Source organism: Myxococcus sp. AM009 (assembly GCF_013372605.1).
Lineage (GTDB): Bacteria > Myxococcota > Myxococcia > Myxococcales > Myxococcaceae > Myxococcus > Myxococcus vastator.
Genome location: NZ_JABXEP010000088.1, coordinates 1 through 15,555, shown reverse-complemented (window position 1 = coordinate 15,555; position 15,555 = coordinate 1). Strand labels below are relative to the sequence as shown.

15 protein-coding genes are annotated in these 15,555 nt (G+C 69.8%); 7 read left to right on the top strand and 8 right to left on the bottom strand.

Going from position 1 to position 15,555, the window contains the following annotated elements:
* Both HV824_RS21590 and HV824_RS21585 read right to left on the bottom strand, forming a co-directional pair.
* On the bottom strand, positions 1–1,026 hold the full coding sequence (locus HV824_RS21590; protein WP_176424102.1) for a methyltransferase: 1,026 nt from the start codon (positions 1,024–1,026) through the stop codon (positions 1–3).
* An 84-nt stretch (positions 1,027–1,110) separates the two neighbouring features.
* Positions 1,111–2,139, bottom strand: a complete 1,029-nt coding sequence (locus tag HV824_RS21585; RefSeq protein WP_176415980.1) for a kinetoplast-associated protein — start codon at positions 2,137–2,139, stop codon at positions 1,111–1,113.
* Positions 2,140–2,423: 284 nt separating this feature from the next.
* On the opposite strand from HV824_RS21585, the gene asnS reads away from it, so the two are divergent.
* Positions 2,424–3,824 (top strand): asparagine--tRNA ligase, encoded by a 1,401-nt coding sequence (gene asnS / locus HV824_RS21580; RefSeq protein ID WP_176415981.1) that lies wholly within the window; start codon positions 2,424–2,426, stop codon positions 3,822–3,824.
* Between the two features lie 57 nt (positions 3,825–3,881).
* Here asnS and HV824_RS21575 read toward each other — a convergent pair whose 3' ends face one another.
* From HV824_RS21575 to HV824_RS21560, 4 genes are all read right to left on the bottom strand, one after another.
* Entirely contained in the window at positions 3,882–5,588 is a 1,707-nt protein-coding gene (locus tag HV824_RS21575; RefSeq protein WP_176424101.1) for a CotH kinase family protein, read from the bottom strand.
* Positions 5,589–5,652: 64 nt separating this feature from the next.
* Positions 5,653–6,150, bottom strand: a complete 498-nt coding sequence (locus HV824_RS21570; RefSeq protein WP_255208220.1) for a MerR family transcriptional regulator — start codon at positions 6,148–6,150, stop codon at positions 5,653–5,655.
* Positions 6,119–6,559: a hypothetical protein gene (locus tag HV824_RS21565; RefSeq protein WP_176424100.1), complete on the bottom strand. Its 441-nt coding sequence runs from the start codon at positions 6,557–6,559 to the stop codon at positions 6,119–6,121. The genes HV824_RS21570 and HV824_RS21565 overlap by 32 nt, the downstream gene beginning before the upstream one ends.
* Positions 6,560–6,618: 59 nt before the next feature.
* Entirely contained in the window at positions 6,619–7,290 is a 672-nt protein-coding gene (locus tag HV824_RS21560) for an abortive infection system antitoxin AbiGi family protein (protein WP_255208219.1), read from the bottom strand.
* 185 nt (positions 7,291–7,475) lie between these two features.
* Between HV824_RS21560 and HV824_RS21555 the strand changes: the two genes are divergently transcribed.
* The 4 genes from HV824_RS21555 to HV824_RS21540 all read left to right on the top strand — a co-directional run bounded on the left by HV824_RS21555 (position 7,476) and on the right by HV824_RS21540 (position 11,410).
* Complete coding sequence (locus tag HV824_RS21555) at positions 7,476–7,889, top strand: energy transducer TonB (protein WP_255208218.1); 414 nt, start codon at positions 7,476–7,478, stop codon at positions 7,887–7,889.
* A 13-nt stretch (positions 7,890–7,902) separates the two neighbouring features.
* On the top strand, positions 7,903–8,622 hold the full coding sequence (gene deoD, locus HV824_RS21550; RefSeq protein ID WP_176424099.1) for a purine-nucleoside phosphorylase: 720 nt from the start codon (positions 7,903–7,905) through the stop codon (positions 8,620–8,622).
* A 271-nt stretch (positions 8,623–8,893) separates the two neighbouring features.
* A complete protein-coding gene (locus tag HV824_RS21545; RefSeq protein WP_368670845.1) occupies positions 8,894–10,432 on the top strand; it encodes a penicillin-insensitive murein endopeptidase in 1,539 nt (512 codons plus the stop codon).
* 96 nt (positions 10,433–10,528) lie between these two features.
* Positions 10,529–11,410, top strand: a complete 882-nt coding sequence (locus tag HV824_RS21540) for an alpha-ketoglutarate-dependent dioxygenase AlkB (protein ID WP_176415987.1) — start codon at positions 10,529–10,531, stop codon at positions 11,408–11,410.
* An 18-nt stretch (positions 11,411–11,428) separates the two neighbouring features.
* On the opposite strand, the gene HV824_RS21535 is transcribed toward HV824_RS21540, so the two are convergent.
* On the bottom strand, positions 11,429–12,685 hold the full coding sequence (locus HV824_RS21535) for a DEAD/DEAH box helicase (protein ID WP_176424098.1): 1,257 nt from the start codon (positions 12,683–12,685) through the stop codon (positions 11,429–11,431).
* 82 nt (positions 12,686–12,767) lie between these two features.
* On the opposite strand from HV824_RS21535, the gene HV824_RS21530 reads away from it, so the two are divergent.
* Both HV824_RS21530 and HV824_RS21525 read left to right on the top strand, forming a co-directional pair.
* Positions 12,768–13,244, top strand: a complete 477-nt coding sequence (locus HV824_RS21530) for a putative toxin-antitoxin system toxin component, PIN family (protein ID WP_255208217.1) — start codon at positions 12,768–12,770, stop codon at positions 13,242–13,244.
* 71 nt (positions 13,245–13,315) lie between these two features.
* The gene (locus HV824_RS21525; protein WP_176415989.1) at positions 13,316–13,942 is read left to right on the top strand and encodes a hypothetical protein; all 627 of its coding nucleotides are present in this window, start codon (positions 13,316–13,318) and stop codon (positions 13,940–13,942) included.
* A gap of 60 nt (positions 13,943–14,002) precedes the next feature.
* Here HV824_RS21525 and HV824_RS21520 read toward each other — a convergent pair.
* Positions 14,003–15,555, bottom strand: a 1,553-nt coding sequence (locus HV824_RS21520) for a hypothetical protein (protein WP_255208216.1), incomplete at its 5' end; no start/stop codon positions are given.

Sequence of the window (15,555 nt, the reverse complement as noted above, 5' to 3'; positions counted from 1 at the left end):
TCAGCGCTTCACGGCTTCGATGATGCAGGTGCCGCCCTGGGTGGGGCTGATGCGGACCAGCTCCCAGGACGTCCGGGCCAGCAGCGACTGGAACTCGTGGGCCGTGCGCTCCCGTCCGTCCACCAGCACCAGCATGTTGAGGTCCAGCAGGGGCACGGGGGAGGGCGTCTGGTTGTCGGGCATCACCAGCTCCAGCACGAAGAGCCGGGCCCCCAAGGGCGCCGCGGCATGGAGGTGCCGCAGGATGGCGAGGGAGGCGTCCTCATCCCAGTCGTGGAGGATGTGCTTGAGCAGGTAGGCCTCGGCGGAGGGGAGCCCTGGCTCGAAGAAGCTGCCGCCCACCAGCTCCACCCGTCCGGTGAGGCCCTGGGCCTCAATCAAGGCCTTCGCGCCTTCGAGCACGTGCGGCAGGTCGAAGAGGATGCCCCGGCAGGCGGGGTTGGCGCGGAGCACCTGCGCCAGCAGCGCCCCCTGGCTGCCGCCAATGTCCGCCACATGGGCGAAGGGGGAGAAGTCGACCTGCTGCGTCAACTCATGGGCCACCAGGGCGGACAGGTTGCCCATAGCCCGGGCGAAGCGCGCCGCCTCGTCGGGGTGCCTGGCGAAGTGCTCCCAGATGTCGGTGCCCAGGGCCGCGCGCACCGTGGACTTCCCGGTGCGAACGGCCTCGGTGAGCTGCCCCCACGGCAGCCAGTGGGCACGGTCACTCTGCGCGATGGCCATGTCCCGCAGCGAGCCCGGGATGTCCGAGCGGAGCCCTTCGCCCATGGGCGTCAGGGCGAAGGTCCGCGCACCCACCTCCTGGAAGATGCCAGCGGGGATGCCGCCTCTCAGCAGCCGGTACAGGCCGTCCGCGCTGACGCCGAGCTCGGCCGCCAGCGCGTCACTGCTCCGAGGCCCCTTGGCGAGCAGGTCCGCGATGCCCAGACGGGCCGCCGCGCCAATGACCTGGGTGAGCCAATAGCCACCGATTCGCTCATAGAGGAGCTGCGTGGGAAACGCGTTCCCGCCGGAGGTCTTGTCCATTCCAGGAGCCTAACAGCGCTCAAAGCCTGTCATCACCCGGGAGGGCGGCAGTAACCCGTGAGCCCAAGACTCCCCGGCGGCGGGCTACTTGCCCTTGCTGTAGTCGCGGTTGGCGATGACGCCCTGGACCTCCGCCAGCGCGCGGGCGCCGGACGCGGACTCGAGCGCCTTCTCGGCGATGGTCTGGACCTGGCGCTTGGCCTCGGCCAGCTCCGTCTGGAGCGTCTGGAGCGCCTGGGCCTGCCTGGTGGCGGTCTCCTTGAGCGAGGAAATCTCCATGGCGGCGACGCGCTGCGCTGTCTCCGCGTCCTTGGTGGCGAGCGTGAGCTTCAGCTCCCACTCGGACTTCACCCGGTTGCCTGTCACCGCCGCGGCGGTGTCCGTCTCCTTCTTGAGCACCAGCGGGAAGTCCGCCACCTGCTTGCGCAGGTCCTCCAGCTCCTTCTCCCGCTGCTTCAGGGCGTCCTCACGGCTGGCCCAGTCCTTCTCCAGCTTCTCCTTGCGGTCGCGCTCGGTGGCGGCCTGCTGGCGCAGTGATTCGGCGAAGGCGTCCTGCTCCTTCTTGTGCTGGAGCTGGGTGTCATAGGCGTACTCCTCCTCGGCGCGCTTGCGGGCGACCTCGGTGGCCTGCCGCTCGGCGGACTGGTCCGCGGCGGCCTTCGCCCGGGTATCCTCGATGTCCTTCTGGAGCCGCTCCAGCTCCGCCTGGAGCTCCGCCTTCTTCTTGTCGTACTCGGCGACGAGCACGTCGATGGCGCTGGCGGCCACGTCCTTGCCGTGCAGCCCGTTCAGCTCCTCCGTCTTGAGCTGGATGGCCTCGTCGAGCTGCTTGAGCTCCTCCACCAGGGAGATGACCTGCTCGTTGATGCCGGCCAGCGTCTTGTTGATGGTGAGGCCCGCCTCGGTGACCTTCTTCACGGCGGATTCAGCGGTGAGGTTGGACACGTCCGCGAGGACGTTCTTCGCGTGGGCCTCCTGCGCGTCCTGCTCCTTGGTGGAGACGATGGGCTTGCTACGCGCCTTGCGAGCGAGCTCCTCGAAGGCGGCCTTGGTGGCCTCGGTGGAGCGGTTGCGGGCGACGACGTTGCGCTTGGACGTCTTGCGAGTAGCCATGTGACTCTCCAGGTAGGGCACGGCCAGGGCAGGCCGTGAAGCCCGCGAGGGACGTGAGGGTTTCGTGGAATCGCTGGTCCCCTTTTCGGGCGACCATGGGAGAAAGATACCTGGAGGGTCTGACACGGTTGGCTGGGTTTCAGGCGGCCTGGCGGGGTGCTTGGAGCCCCCAGCAGCGCCTCCGGGCGGCCTGGGTGGTGACGCTTGGGGCCACAGCGCCCTTGTCCTCGGGGCCGGGGCCCGGCTAACTCGCAGTCCCCGAAACGGCTCAAGGGAGAGCGTCAATGCAGGTCGTCAGTGTGAAGAAGGCCCTCGCGGGAGGGGTGGAGGAGGGGACGAAGGTGGAGGTCCGCGGCTGGGTGCGCACGCGCCGCGACTCCAAGGCGGGCATCAGCTTCGTCAACGTCAGCGACGGGTCGACGTTCGACCCCATCCAGGTCGTCGCTCCGAATTCGCTGCCCAACTACGAGAAGGAAATCCTGCACCTCACCGCGGGCTGCTCGGTCATCAGCCGGGGCACGCTGGTGAAGTCCCAGGGCAAGGGGCAGGCCTACGAGGTCCAGGCGGATGAAGTCCAGGTGCTGGGCTTCGTGGATGACCCGGACACGTACCCCATCCAGCCCAAGCAGCACACGCTGGAGTTCCTCCGCGACGTGGCCCACCTGCGCGTGCGCACCAACACGTTCAGCGCGATTACTCGCGTGCGTCACCGCGCGGCCCAGGCCGTCCACCGCTTCTTCGATGAGGAGGGCTTCTTTTGGGTCAACACGCCCATCATCACCGCGAGCGACGCGGAGGGCGCCGGGCAGATGTTCCGCGTCTCCACGTTGGACGCGGTGAACCCGCCGCGCACGCCAGACGGGAAGATTGACTGGCACAAGGACTTCTTCGGCAAGGAGGCGTACCTGACGGTCTCCGGCCAGCTCAACGCGGAGGCCTATGCCCTGGCCATGTCCAAGGTGTACACGTTCGGCCCGACGTTCCGGGCGGAGAACTCCAACACCACGCGGCACCTGGCCGAGTTCTGGATGATTGAGCCGGAGATTGCCTTCGCGGACCTCAACGAGGACGCGAACCTGGCCGAGCGCTTCCTCAAGTATGTCTTCAAGGCGGTGCTCGATGACTGCGCGCCGGACTTCAAGTTCTTCGAGGAGCGGGTGCAGAAGGGCGTCACCGAGCGCATGGAGAAGTTCATCAACTCCAGCTTCGAGCGCATCGACTACACCGACGCCGTCGAAATCCTGAAGAAGGCCAAGAAGAAGTTCGAGTACACGCCTGAGTGGGGCAAGGACCTCCAGACGGAGCACGAGCGCTACCTCACCGAGGAGCACGTGGGCCGGCCGGTGGTGGTGATGAACTACCCGGAGGCCATCAAGTCCTTCTACATGCGCCTCAACGACGACGGGAAGACGGTCGCCGCCATGGACGTGCTCGCCCCGGGCATTGGCGAAATCATCGGCGGCAGCCAGCGCGAGGAGCGCCTGGACGTGCTGGACCAGCGCATCCAGAAGTTCGGCCTCAAGCCGGAGAGCTACCAGTGGTACCGCGACCTGCGGCGCTACGGCTCCGTGCCGCACGCGGGCTTCGGGCTCGGCTTCGAGCGGCTCATCGTCTACATGTGCGGTCTGCAGAACATCCGGGACGCCATTCCGTACCCGCGCGTGCCGGGCTCCGCGGCGTTCTAGGCCGCGAGCCGAGTGTCCCCTCCACCGAGGGAGGGGATACCCGACCGTTCAGGGCAGCTAGCGCTCCAGCGCGCCCCATCGGGTCCGAATCCACTGGCGCACGTACTCGACTTCCTCCTCGTAGGAGTTGAAGTCCTGGCGCGTGTGCCAGTGGGGGAAGTTGCCGTGGCCGCCCCACGGGTCATCCGGGTCGCCGAAGTCGCGGTGCTTCTCACCCCACTTCGCCCAGTCGCGCCGCGCGGACGCCGCCGTCTCCTGGACGTAGCCGTCGATGAGGGCCTGTAGGGCCTCCACGTTCAGCGTGTCGCGCAGCATCGCCCGGTAGCGCTCGCGCAGGGGTTCGGCGATGGCGGGGTCGGCCAGCATGCGCTCGAAGAGCAGGTTGTCCTCCCGGAACGTGGGCCGCGCCGTGGGCGAGGTCCGGGTGGTGTCGTAGGACTGCCCGAAGCTCGCGTCCAGATCCCAGGGGATGTAGCGCCAGGGGCCGCCGGTGGCCGGGTCGTAGGCGTGGTAGGCATTCTTCGCCTGCGAGTCCACGCCCAGGATGAGCGTGTTGAAGATCCACCAGTCCTCGTAGTCCCGCGCGTTCATGCGCTCAGGGAATCCGGCGCGGAAGGCGTCCACGTCCGAGTCCGCGATGAAGGCGGTGAGGGCCTCCATGGGCGCGAAGGCGCCGGGCTCACCTTCCTCGGGGGAGCCCTCCTTCTTCTCGTAGCCCTCACGGAGGCTTGCCTTGGGCGTGCCGTCCTTGCGCAGCCGCGAGAAGTTGGCGCGGTTGTCCACGGCCTTGAAGGCGTCCGCGTCCTTGTCGATGCCGTGCGCGGCCATCAGGCGCTTGTTGACGTGGTCCGCCACCGTGTAGAGGCCGACGTATTTGTTGTTGGCGTAGAGCACCGCGCTGTAGGTGCGCAGGTGGACATGGCCCGGGCTCATCCGGCTCCACACGTCGAAGGCGAGCCGCGAGCGCATGTAGGCATTGTCATTGAACGTGGTGATGAGCACCACGCGCTTGCGATTCTTGAAGCCGTTGCCGAAGACGGGCTCGGAGAACAGGTCCTCGTCCGGGAACTTCAGGGTGTGGCTGCGCTTGGGGAACACGCTGGAGGTGGCCCCCCGGTACTTCGCCTCCAGGTCGAAGCGCTGGCCCCGGTAGACGAGCTGCGCCGGCCGGTAGCCGCCCGCGGTCAGCTTGCCCTCGTAGGAGAGGTGGAACACCGGCAGGCCGAACTCCTCCGTGTAGGCCGCCGGGTCGACGATGGGGACGTTGCCGGGCGCGGACTCGTTCTCCGCCACGCCGACCTTGAGCGTGCCCGTCTCACCGGTGCGCTCTTCGCGCAGCGTGAGGTGCCACACCGCGGCCTGGTCCTTGCCGGGCGTCCAGCTCAGGGTGCTGGTGGCCACATCGAACCGGGCGCCGGGTGGCAGGGGGTCCACGACGAAGCGCGTGTCCGGCGCGGCGTGGCCGGTGGAGCATGTCACGGTGGCGGAGACGGGCTCACCTTCGAGCACCCAGCGCGGCTCGCCCGCGGTGGGCGCACAGCGGTGGGTCTGCGGCGGTGGGCCGCCATCAGGGGCGCCCCCGTCCGGAGTGCCTGGGCCGCCACCCGCGTCGGGCGTCGCCCCTCCGTCCGTGCCATCAGGAGGCAGGCCCGCGTCGGGGCGCGTCCCGTTGTCAGGGGCCTCGCTGGCGGGGGCTGGAGCGTCAAGGCTTCCGGAGTTGCCACCACACGCCACCAGCAGCCCCGCGACTCCCGCCAGAAACATCCTTGGAAAGCGTCTTGCGCCCACCTGGTCTCTCCCCCTCGAACGCCACGTCAGGCTCGCAGGATTAACCACTCCATGACGTGCCTGGCACCCCCCGAGGTGCAGGCCGCTGTCGGCTCGTGGACGCCGGGGGGAGGGCGCCCAGCGAGGCCAGGACGGGACACGCGGTGTCTGGTGGGCAACCTCCCTGGGCCAGCAGCTTCTGGATGGCGCGCTTCATCCGCTGGAGGTCCTTCACGCGCGCGTCGATGGCGTGGAGCTTCGCCGCCGCGAAGGTCTCCATCTCGGAGGGGGAGGGGCTGCGCCCGTCCGACATCGCGAGGATGGCGGCGACCTCCCGCAGCGTGAAGCCCAGCTCCTGCGCGCGCCGGATGAAGCGCACGCGCGTCACGTCCTCCGGTGTGTACTCGCGGTAGCCGCTCTGTGTCCGGCGGGGCGGGGGCATCAGCTTGCGCCGCTCGTAGAACCGGAGCGTGGGGATGCCCACGCCCGCGGCCCGGGCCAGCTCGCTGATGCGCAGGGGGGCGGTGTCAGGCCGTCTGGGAGCGGGGCGCGTGCGCATGGTGTCTCCTCCACCACTGGAGGATGGCACTCCCCTGGACGAAGAACCACGTCAGCTCCATCGCGAGCATGATGGCGAGGATGCCCGTCTGGCCCGATGCGAACGCCACGGCCATCCAGAGCGAGAAGCCGGCACGGCCAACGGTGTCCGCGGCGCCCAGTGAGGGCTCCGGCTTCCACAGGCGCAGGACGGACCACACCGTGACGATGGTGCCCATCAGGCTCACGAAGAAGAGGTGCATGGGCCCGAACTCCGGCGGCGCGGCGCCGGGCAGGGCAAGGACGACATGGAGGTGGTGCAGCTTCTCCAGGAGCCAGCCCGCCGTCCACGGCGTGGCGAAGGGGGCGGTGACGACGAGGTCGTAGAGGGCGCTGGCCTGGATGATGCGGGTGGGTTCGTTCCGGTTCATGCGAGGAACGTTACGGGCTGCACCAAGGTGCAGGGTCAAGCGCCCTTGCCTCCCAGGGGCTACCCGGCCTTGAGGCGCACGGAGTCAACGGCGTGCTTCGCGAGCGCCTCGGCGATCTGCTCCGACTTCCACAGCGGGTCCAGGCAGGGACAGAAGTAGCCAGGGCCCGCCTTCTCGCGCACGGCCCAGGCGAAGAAGTCGCGCGCGGTGTCGTGGAGCTCCTCCGGGAGGAAGAGGGCGGCGACGTCGTACTCGGTGAAGCGGAGCAGTCCCGGCACGCGCCACTCGCGCTCCCAGTCGAAGCGGTAGCTGTAGGGCGCGTTGTGGTGGTCGCCCTGGATGTCCACGAAGGGCGTCATGGACCAGATGGGCTCTTGCTGGGGCGAAGGCGCCGCGAGCGCGCGCTCCACCTGGTGCTTCAGGGCCAGATGCGCGGGGGAGGCGTACTGGACGTACCAGACGGGGCCGCCGCCCTGGGAGAGGATGTAGCTCTTGCTGAAGCCAATGCCATACAGGCTGCGGCGCTGGACGAGCCGGGCGAGCTGGTCCAGGGGAATCTCGCTGAAGCACACGGAGCGGTGGCGCTCGGCGACGGCGGGCTCCCGGCGGGCGATGCCGAAGCCCTCGGCGCCGGGGATGAGCGTCCGGGCGCCGAGGATGCTCATCATGTTCTGGTAGGCGTCATGACAGGGCGGTCCCGGCTTCGTGAAGTGAACCACGAAGTCAGACATGTCTCGCCACTGTGGATTCGTCTGGTAGCCGAGCATCATCCCTACTCCGCGGGCAATGTCCCGGACGGGGCAGGGGGATGCAACTCGAACGACGCATGACACGCGGCGCCTGCCTGTCTTGCATTCGGGAGGACGGGGGCCGTCCGCGCGGCTATGGTGAGCGGCTTCTTGACGAGGGAGCGCTCTTGGAAATCCTGTCCCGAAATGGTCGCCTGGCGCTCGCCGCCGTGCTCACCCTGGCCCTGTCGCCCCTGGCCCTGGCCGCCGCGGGCAGTCCGCGGCTCCAGGCCTTCTTCCAGCAGGACCTGACCAGCGCTGACTACCAGCAGAAGGTCTACTCGCGCGTCGCGGGGAAGTGGCGGCAACCCGGCGCCAAGGGCACGCCCGGTCTGGGGAAGAAGACGGTGGTCCGGGCCGTGATTGGCCGGGACGGCAAGCTCCTCTCCGCCGACGTGTCCACGGTGTCCGGCTCGAAGACGTGGGATGCCGCCGCGCTGTCGGCCGTGAAGAAGGCGGCGCCCTTCCCGCCGCTGCCGGCGAGCTTCCCCGGCGCCACGCTGGACGCCCACTTCCACGTGGCCTGGGTGGCGGCGCCGTAGCTATGGTGCGCCCATGGCGACTCCTCATATTTCCGCTGCCCCCGGTGACTTCGCTGACGTGGTCCTCATGCCCGGCGACCCGCTCCGGGCGCGTTACATCTCCGAACGCTTCCTGGAAGGTGCCCGCGAGGTCTCCACCGTGCGCAACATGCTCGGCTTCACGGGGACCTTCCGGAACCGGCGGGTGTCGGTGATGGGGCACGGGATGGGCGTCCCCTCCATCTCCATCTACGCCACCGAGCTCATCAAGACGTATGGGGCGCGCGTCCTCATCCGCGTGGGCAGCTGCGGCGCGTTGAGCACCGACGTGAAGGTCCGGGAGGTCATCGTCGCGACGGGCGCCGGCACGGACTCCAACGTGAATCGGATGCGGCTGATGGGTCATGACTTCGCCGCGGTGGCGGACTTCACGCTCGCGCGGCGGGCCGTGGAGGCGGCGGAGCGGCGCAACAAGCCTGTGCGCGCCGGACCCGTCTTCACCTCCGACCTCTTCTACCACCCGCAGGAGCAGCTCAACGCCACCCTGGCGCGGATGGGCGTCCTGGCCGTCGAGATGGAGGTCGCCGGCCTCTACGGCGTGGCCGCGGAGTCGGGCGCCCGCGCGCTGGCGCTGCTCACGGTGTCGGACCACATCATCACCGGGGAGAAGCTCACGCCGCAGGAGCGGCAGACGACGTTCGACGAGATGATTGAGCTCGCCCTGGACGTCGCCCACGCCGAGCCCACCCCTTAGCGCCTCGTTGGAGGGCAGGCGGGCAGGGCGCCTGGGCGGGCCCGTTCCGCTCTGGAGGTACGAGAGGGCCGCTCTCACAGCGCTTTGGGGCGCCGGGGGCGGCCAGATTTCCCGGTCGGTGCTTTGTGCCCAGCGGGATTCCGGGCCATCCTCCGCGCCGGTGCGTTACCCAATCTGGCTCCTGCTCGTCTGCGCCGGCTGTGCCGCGCGTGTCTCCCCCCATGCTGGCACTGTGCCGGCCGCCGCCGTGCGTGCCCAGGACTCCGTCCCCGTGGCCGCCGCCGAGCCGCCGCCGGAGGCTCCTCCCCTGGCGTCCGCTCCGGCCGCCGAGCCGGGGGCCCCGGCTGCTTCCGAGCCCGCGGATGGCTGCGCGCTGAGCGCGGAGGACCTGGAGTCCGAGGAGGAGGAGCTGGCCGAGGGTGAGGGCGATGACGGCGAGAAGGAGACGCCGGACGCCGTTGCCACGGGCGCCGAGCCGACGGGGCCGCTCTATTCGGCGGACATCTCCGACGAGGAGCTGGCGCGGCGGTGGAAGGATGAGATTGCGTCGCTGGGCTCCATGGCCGTGGGCTTCGCGCACAGCGGCCGGCTGGTGAACGCCCAGCAGTTCCCGAAGGGGGACGACTGGATTGTGGTCACCCCCGCGGGCGCCTGGGCCACCGAGGAGACGGTCAACTATCTGGCCGAGGCCATCCGTGACGTGCGGGCCCGCTTCCCGAACGCGCCTCCGCTCCGGGTCAACGGGATGAGCCACAAGGAGGGCGGCTACATGCGCCCCCACAAGAGCCACCAGAACGGCCGTGACGTGGACGTGGGCTTCTACTACCCGACGGTGGACCCCATCCGCACCCGCGCGCGTGAGCACGTCATCGACGTGGCCTTGAACTGGGAGTTCATCCGCTCGGTGCTGGTGAAGACGGATGTGCAGATGATTCTCGTCGACCGTCGCGTGCGGAAGGTCATCTATGACCACGCGGTGCGCGTGGGCGAGGACAAGGCGTGGTTGGACTCGATTTTCAATGACGGCCCCACGGGCGTCGTCCGGCACGCTCGCGGCCACCGCGACCACTTCCACATCCGCTTCCACAACCCGCGTGCCCAGGAGCTGGGCCGCCGCGTGCAGCCGTTCCTGGCGCTCCAGCCGGAGCACAACGTGACGACGCACCGCATCCGGAACGGCGACACGTTGGGCGGCATCGCGCTCAAGTACGGGTCGACGGTGTCGCTGATCAAGAAGGCCAACCGGATGCGGAGCAACTTCCTGCGCGCGGGGAACCGGCTGTCCGTGCCCCTGCGCGGGCCCTGCACGCACTGCCCCGTGCCGCCGCCGTTCGTGCTGCCTGGCCGCCGCCTGCCGCCGGACGCGGTGGCCCCGGCCCCGGCGTTGGTGGCCGCGGCGTCCGAGTCCAAGGCGGAGAATGGCTGTGCGCGGCCGGAGGGGGCCGGGGCCACCGCGGCGCGGCAGGCTGCCTCCGTCATCCCCGCGGTGGGCGCGGCCTCCGTCGAGGCGGCTTCGACCGTGCTGTCCGCGGCTCCCGCGGGGGAGGTGGCGCCGATGGTGAAGCCTGCCGCGGGGACCTCCATCGACGTGGCTTCGACGGTGAAGCCCGTGAACGCCGTAAACGTGGCGTCGGCGGTGGTCCCCGCCGCCACAAAGGAACAGCCCGCGTCCGCCAAGACGTCTCCGGAGGCTACGCCCGCCGCTTCGGCCGAGCAGGCCGCCGCCAGCCCGGCTCCGGCGGTGCAGCCCACTGTCGTGCCGATGCGCGAGAAGGGCGAGGGCGCCGCGGGCATCACCCACGGACGGTGACCTGGCCTTCACCCGCCATGCAGGCTTGGGCCCCGTGTCTCCCAGGTGGTGACACGGGGCTCGTTCGTTCCGGAGTGTGGTAGGCACGGGCCGTCCATGGCGTTTCCCCCGCACAAGGGCCGCTCGCTGGCCCACAAGGCTCGTCAGCGCTCCCCCGGCCACCACTACAACGCGAGCTTCATGTCCGCCGCCGACCGCGCGGAGGCCTTGAGCTGGCTCGCGACGCTCCACCCGCTGTGGGAGGAGCGCTACTCCAAGCACTTCCCCCCGCCGCCGGGGCAGTCCCAGCGGAGGCTGTTGCGGCCGGTGTACTGGCTCGGCAACTGGCAGTTCGCGTGCCTCGACTACTACCACCCGCCCAAGGGCATCCTGAACCGGTGCGTCCAGGCCGAGCCCTTTCCGGCGGTGCTCCAGCGCCAGGTGGCGAAAATCGAGGAGCTGGCGCGGCGGATGTACCGCGGGCCGGACATGCCTCCCCGCTGGCACCTCAACACCTGCCTGGTGAACTTCTACGGCAGCCGGTTGGAGGACGGGCGCTGGGTGGACACCGCCCGCGTGGGCGAGCACAAGGACTTCGAGCCGGGCCCCGTGGCCTCGCTGTCCTTCGGTGAGCGTGCCCTCCTCCAGTTCGTCACCTCCTCCCGCCCGGGCGAGCGCGACGCGGTGGTGCTGGAGCAGTGGCTGGATGACGGCTCGCTCCAGCTCTTCGGTGGCGCGCGCTGGAAGGAGCAGACGTTCCACCGCGTGCAGCGGGTGGACACGCGCACGGGCAAGACGCTGGCCCCGGAGTTGCCCGACTTTCGCACCCGTCGCATCAACCTGACGTTCCGCTACGTGCCGGACGAACACGTCATTCCGTTCGCCGCGCTCTCCCCCGAGGCGCGCGAGGACGTGCGGCCCTACGTGGCGCGGCTCGCCCAGGGCAGCGCCTTCTTCCGCGATGCCCTCGCGCGTGAGGCGCCGGGCACGCCAGCCTGACGCAAGGCCGCCCCGCGCCTATGAGCGGCGCTTGCCGTGCGAGCGCGCGTGCCGCCCTGGTGCCTGGTCCGGCGTGCGCTTCGACTGCCCGTGGTCCTGCTGCGGAGGGCCCGGGTCCTTCTGCGCGGCGAGGAAGCTCTCCCACGCCTCCTTGAAGACGGGGTCCTCGCGCGGCACCTGGACGCGGGGAATCTCCGAGCGCATCAAGTGCTCGATGCGCGTGATGACCTGCCCCTCGCGCGTGATGGCGAAAGTCGAGGCGATACCGCTGGCGGCGGCCCGGGCCGTGCGGCCGATGCGGTGCACGTAGTCCTCGGGCGCATGAGGCAGGTCGTAGTTGATGACGTGGCCCACGTCCTCCACGTCGAGCCCGCGCGCCGCGATGTCGGTGGCCACGAGGCAGCGGTAGGTGCCGTTGCGGAAGCCCTCCATGGCCTGCTTGCGCTGGTTCTGCGTGCGGTCCGCGTGTAGCACCGCGGTCTTGTACCCCGCGCGCTGGAGCGCCCGCTGGACCTTGTCCACGCGCTCCTTCGCCCGGGTGAACACCAGCGCCGTCGCCGAGTCCTGGGCCAGCAGGGTGAGCAGCAGCGGCGTCTTCTCCTCGGGCCGGAGGAAGTACAGGCGCTGCTCGGCGCGCTCGGCGGGCGTGCCGCTGCGGGTGACCTCCAGGCGCACGGGGTTGTACAGCCGGCTCTTGGCGAAGCGGGTGACGTCGGGCCCGAGCGTCGCGGAGAACAGCAGCGTCTGCCGGCGGCGGGGCAGGTGGGCGACGATGCGCTCGAGCTGCGGCAAAAAGCCCATGTCGAGCATCCGGTCGGCTTCGTCGAGGACGAGCGCTTCCAGGTGCGGGAAGCGGACGTCGGTGTTCTCCATCAGGTCCACCAGCCGCCCCGGCGTGGCGATGACGAAGGAGGGCAGCGTCTTCAGGGCGTTGACCTGCGCGCCCATGTCCTCGCCGCCAATGACGGCGGTGTGCGTGAGGCGGCGGGGCTCCGCGAAGAAGCGCACCGGCTCGGCGATCTGCTGGACCAGCTCACGCGTGGGGGCCAGCACCAGCGCGAGCGTGCCCTTCTTGCCCGCGAGCCGTTCCACCAGGGGGAGGACATACGCGGCCGTCTTGCCCGTTCCGGTGGCCGCGCAGCCGATGACATCCCTGCCGTCGAGTGCTGGAGGGATGGCCTGCTTCTGGATGGGGGTGGGCTGCGTGAAACGCGCGCGGCGCAGGGCGCCCAGCGTCTCCCGCGAGAGGCCCAGTTGTTCGAAGGAGTCGCTCACGGCTTGGGGGTACCACGTCGCGAGGCCTCGTGGGAAAGGGCCTCGCGGGGCAGGCGCCGTGATTCCCGCCCGCCAGGAGGGCATGATGGCCAGATTGGAACACCTGATGCCCTTCACGCCGCTGCCGGTGGTCCTGGATACCAATGTGGTCCTGGACCTCTTCGTGTTCGATGACCCCTACACACGCCCGCTGGCCGGGGCCCTCGCCGCGGGGGCGCTGACCGCCTGGACGGACGCGGACACGCTGGCGGAGCTGGGCTACGTGCTGGCCTCGCGCAACTTCCAGCCCGGCCTGGGCGCGCCAGAGCGGACCGCTGCGTTCGAGCGCTACCGGGCCCAGGTCCACCTGGCGCCGTCCGCCGAGTCCGTGCCCACGCCGTCATTGCCCCGCTGCCGGGACAGGGACGACCAGAAGTTCCTGAGCCTGGCCGCGCGAGCCGGAGCGGCGTGGCTGGTGAGCAAGGACAAGCGGGTGCTGTCCATGGCGGGCCGTGCGGGCCTGTCTTTCGCCATCCTCACGCCCCGGCAGGCCGTGGCCCGCCTACCACCCAGGGGGTAGATACACGCCGCCCGCGCCGGAACATCTTTCGCGTCGAGCTGCACCTGCACTCGATTCCCAAGCGAGAGAACATGTTCCGGATTGCGATGCTCGTAGCGCTGGCCCTGTCCACCCTCGTTGCCTGCGGTGGAGAGGACGACAACCCTGGTGGCACGCCGCAGAAGGTGGACTGCAACGCCTCGAACTGCGCGGGCTGCTGCTTCAACAATGTCTGTCAGACGGGAACGTCGACCTCGGCGTGTGGCAAGGCAGGGGCCGCGTGCCAGGCGTGTGGTACCGCGCAGGTGTGCAAGGCGGACCAGTCCTGCGGCGTGGACCCGGAGGGTGTCTGGCGCGTCCAGCCCGTCGCCGCCCAGGTGGCCGCCAACAACAATGGCTCGGCGTGGGACGCGGACAGCTCACCGCCGGACGTGTTCGTTGAGATGGCGTGTCCGGGGGCCACCTCCGCGTTCAGGACGCCCGTGGTGCAGAGCGCCACGCCCACGTGGACCACGGGAGGGTGTACGGCGCGCGCGAGCCAGTTGATGGCGGAGGGGTGGGCCTTCCGCCTCTGGGATGAGGACCTGGCGTCCCACGACACCATCACCGGCGCCCTGGTCACGCGCTTCACCGAGCAGCACTTCACCGCGGGCACCGTCTCATTCGGCGCGTCCGGCGGCATGACGTCACTGACGGTGCAGCTCCAGAAGCAGCCCTGAGCGCGGGGTTGAAGCGCTCACGGCGGACCCGGAGGTGGTCTCCGGGCCCGCTGGGGTGACTCAGGCCCGCTTCACCGGGTGATGGCGCATCACCCGGACGTGGGTCTCGGAGACGAGGAAGGTGGTGATGGCCGACAGGCTCGCCTTGCCGTTCGTCTCGCTCCAGTCGAGGACATGGATGCGCATGCGGAGGGCGTTCCCCTTCCTGGCGACTGCGTCGTCGTAGGTGAGCACGGCCTCGGCCTTCGCTCCGGCATAGGCGATGAGCGTCTGGCGGAAGGTGGGCCAGGTCTCACGGGTGCCGGTGAACTCGACCCTGCCATGGAGGAAGGACGTGGGGCGGGCGAGTGAGCCCAGGATGAAGGCTCCGCCGGGGCGCGAGGGCTGGGGCTTCATGAGCGAGAGGCTGGAGACGCGATTGCAGCCGCCCAGGCACTCGCGCACGCAGGAGCAGTCAAAGCTGCCCTCGGGCAAGGCGACCGCCTTGCGCTGGCGCTCGCATCTGCTCATGCAGACCCTGGCCTCCTGAGCCTCCTTCTCGTGGGTCTGCTCAAGGGTCGCCAGCATCTGCGCGGGGCTGGCATCCGCCTCGAAGAAGCGCGCGTCTTCCAGGTGGAGCAGACCGGAGACCGGTGAGAGGCCGTCGCTCTCCATGCTGGAGAGCGCCGCTCGCGCCACGACCTTCTGGGCCCGGGGTTGCGCGGGGGTGACGCGTCTCCACTTCGCGCGCGCCTCGGAGTCCTGGCCCTCGTAGTCGAGGTTTACCCGGTCGAAGAGCGCGGCCAGCTTCTTCGCGCGCTCCAGCGCCGGCTTGTAGCTGTCCTTCACGGGAATCGTGGAGAACAGTCCGACGGCGTAGGTCAGCCCTCGCGCGTATTCGCCCTCCTCGCGGGAGCGGTCCAGCGTGAACAGCACCTCCCCTTCGTAGCGGGGCGCCCACTCAATCCGGGCCTCGTTGCCGTCAGGCGCGGCGGCCTGCTTGCGCTCGAGGACGGACGCGCGGACCTGCTCGAAGGCCGCGGACTCTGCCTCCGGCTTGTAGGGGTCGTCACCTTCCACGTACACGCGCAAGTCACTGAGGCTGGTGTTGGCGTGCGACGCGCCCGGATAGGTCGAGACGAGCGTGAGCCGCACCCCGTGGACCTGGTTCGGGACAGGCAGGCGGACCTCCTGCCACCCGAGCACGTCCTTCAGCTCTGTCACCAGCGGGGTGCCCGTCACCTGGGGCCCTGTCTCGCCCTGGACGAGCGGCTCCAGCTTCACCTTGCGCGGCCGGGCATTGGCGCGGAAGCGCTCCGCGGACTGCTGGAAGCCATTGCGAATGAACAGGCGGTACGTCTTCGCGCGGGTGAGCTCCGGTCCCCACCACTCCAGGGCTTCGCCTTCGCCCCGGCCCTTGGCGCCTTCCACCCAGGCGGTGGCCGGGTCGTCATCCGCGACGTAGAGCGGCGGGTGGTCCTTCCCTCCGCTCTTCAGGAAGGAGGAGGCCGTCACGCGGCGGGGATGCAGCCGGTTCGCCGCGCCCGCGTCGGGTTCGAGCATGATGGGCGGTGTCGCGGCGAGGAAGAGCGACAGGAGGATCATGGCGTGCGTTCCTTCACGGGGTGGGACGG

What these genes read in the sequence shown, in the direction of transcription:
- deoD (WP_176424099.1), top strand. Translation starts at nt 7,903, where the DNA reads ATGGCGACTCCTCATATTTCCGCTGCCCCCGGTGACTTCGCTGACGTG.
- HV824_RS21530 (WP_255208217.1), top strand. Translation starts at nt 12,768, where the DNA reads ATGATGGCCAGATTGGAACACCTGATGCCCTTCACGCCGCTGCCGGTG.
- HV824_RS21585 (WP_176415980.1), bottom strand. Translation starts at nt 2,139, where the DNA reads ATGGCTACTCGCAAGACGTCCAAGCGCAACGTCGTCGCCCGCAACCGC.
- HV824_RS21570 (WP_255208220.1), bottom strand. Translation starts at nt 6,150, where the DNA reads ATGCGCACGCGCCCCGCTCCCAGACGGCCTGACACCGCCCCCCTGCGC.
- HV824_RS21565 (WP_176424100.1), bottom strand. Translation starts at nt 6,559, where the DNA reads ATGAACCGGAACGAACCCACCCGCATCATCCAGGCCAGCGCCCTCTAC.
- asnS (WP_176415981.1), top strand. Translation starts at nt 2,424, where the DNA reads ATGCAGGTCGTCAGTGTGAAGAAGGCCCTCGCGGGAGGGGTGGAGGAG.
- HV824_RS21560 (WP_255208219.1), bottom strand. Translation starts at nt 7,290, where the DNA reads ATGTCTGACTTCGTGGTTCACTTCACGAAGCCGGGACCGCCCTGTCAT.
- HV824_RS21590 (WP_176424102.1), bottom strand. Translation starts at nt 1,026, where the DNA reads ATGGACAAGACCTCCGGCGGGAACGCGTTTCCCACGCAGCTCCTCTAT.
- HV824_RS21575 (WP_176424101.1), bottom strand. Translation starts at nt 5,588, where the DNA reads ATGTTTCTGGCGGGAGTCGCGGGGCTGCTGGTGGCGTGTGGTGGCAAC.
- HV824_RS21525 (WP_176415989.1), top strand. Translation starts at nt 13,316, where the DNA reads ATGTTCCGGATTGCGATGCTCGTAGCGCTGGCCCTGTCCACCCTCGTT.
- HV824_RS21540 (WP_176415987.1), top strand. Translation starts at nt 10,529, where the DNA reads ATGGCGTTTCCCCCGCACAAGGGCCGCTCGCTGGCCCACAAGGCTCGT.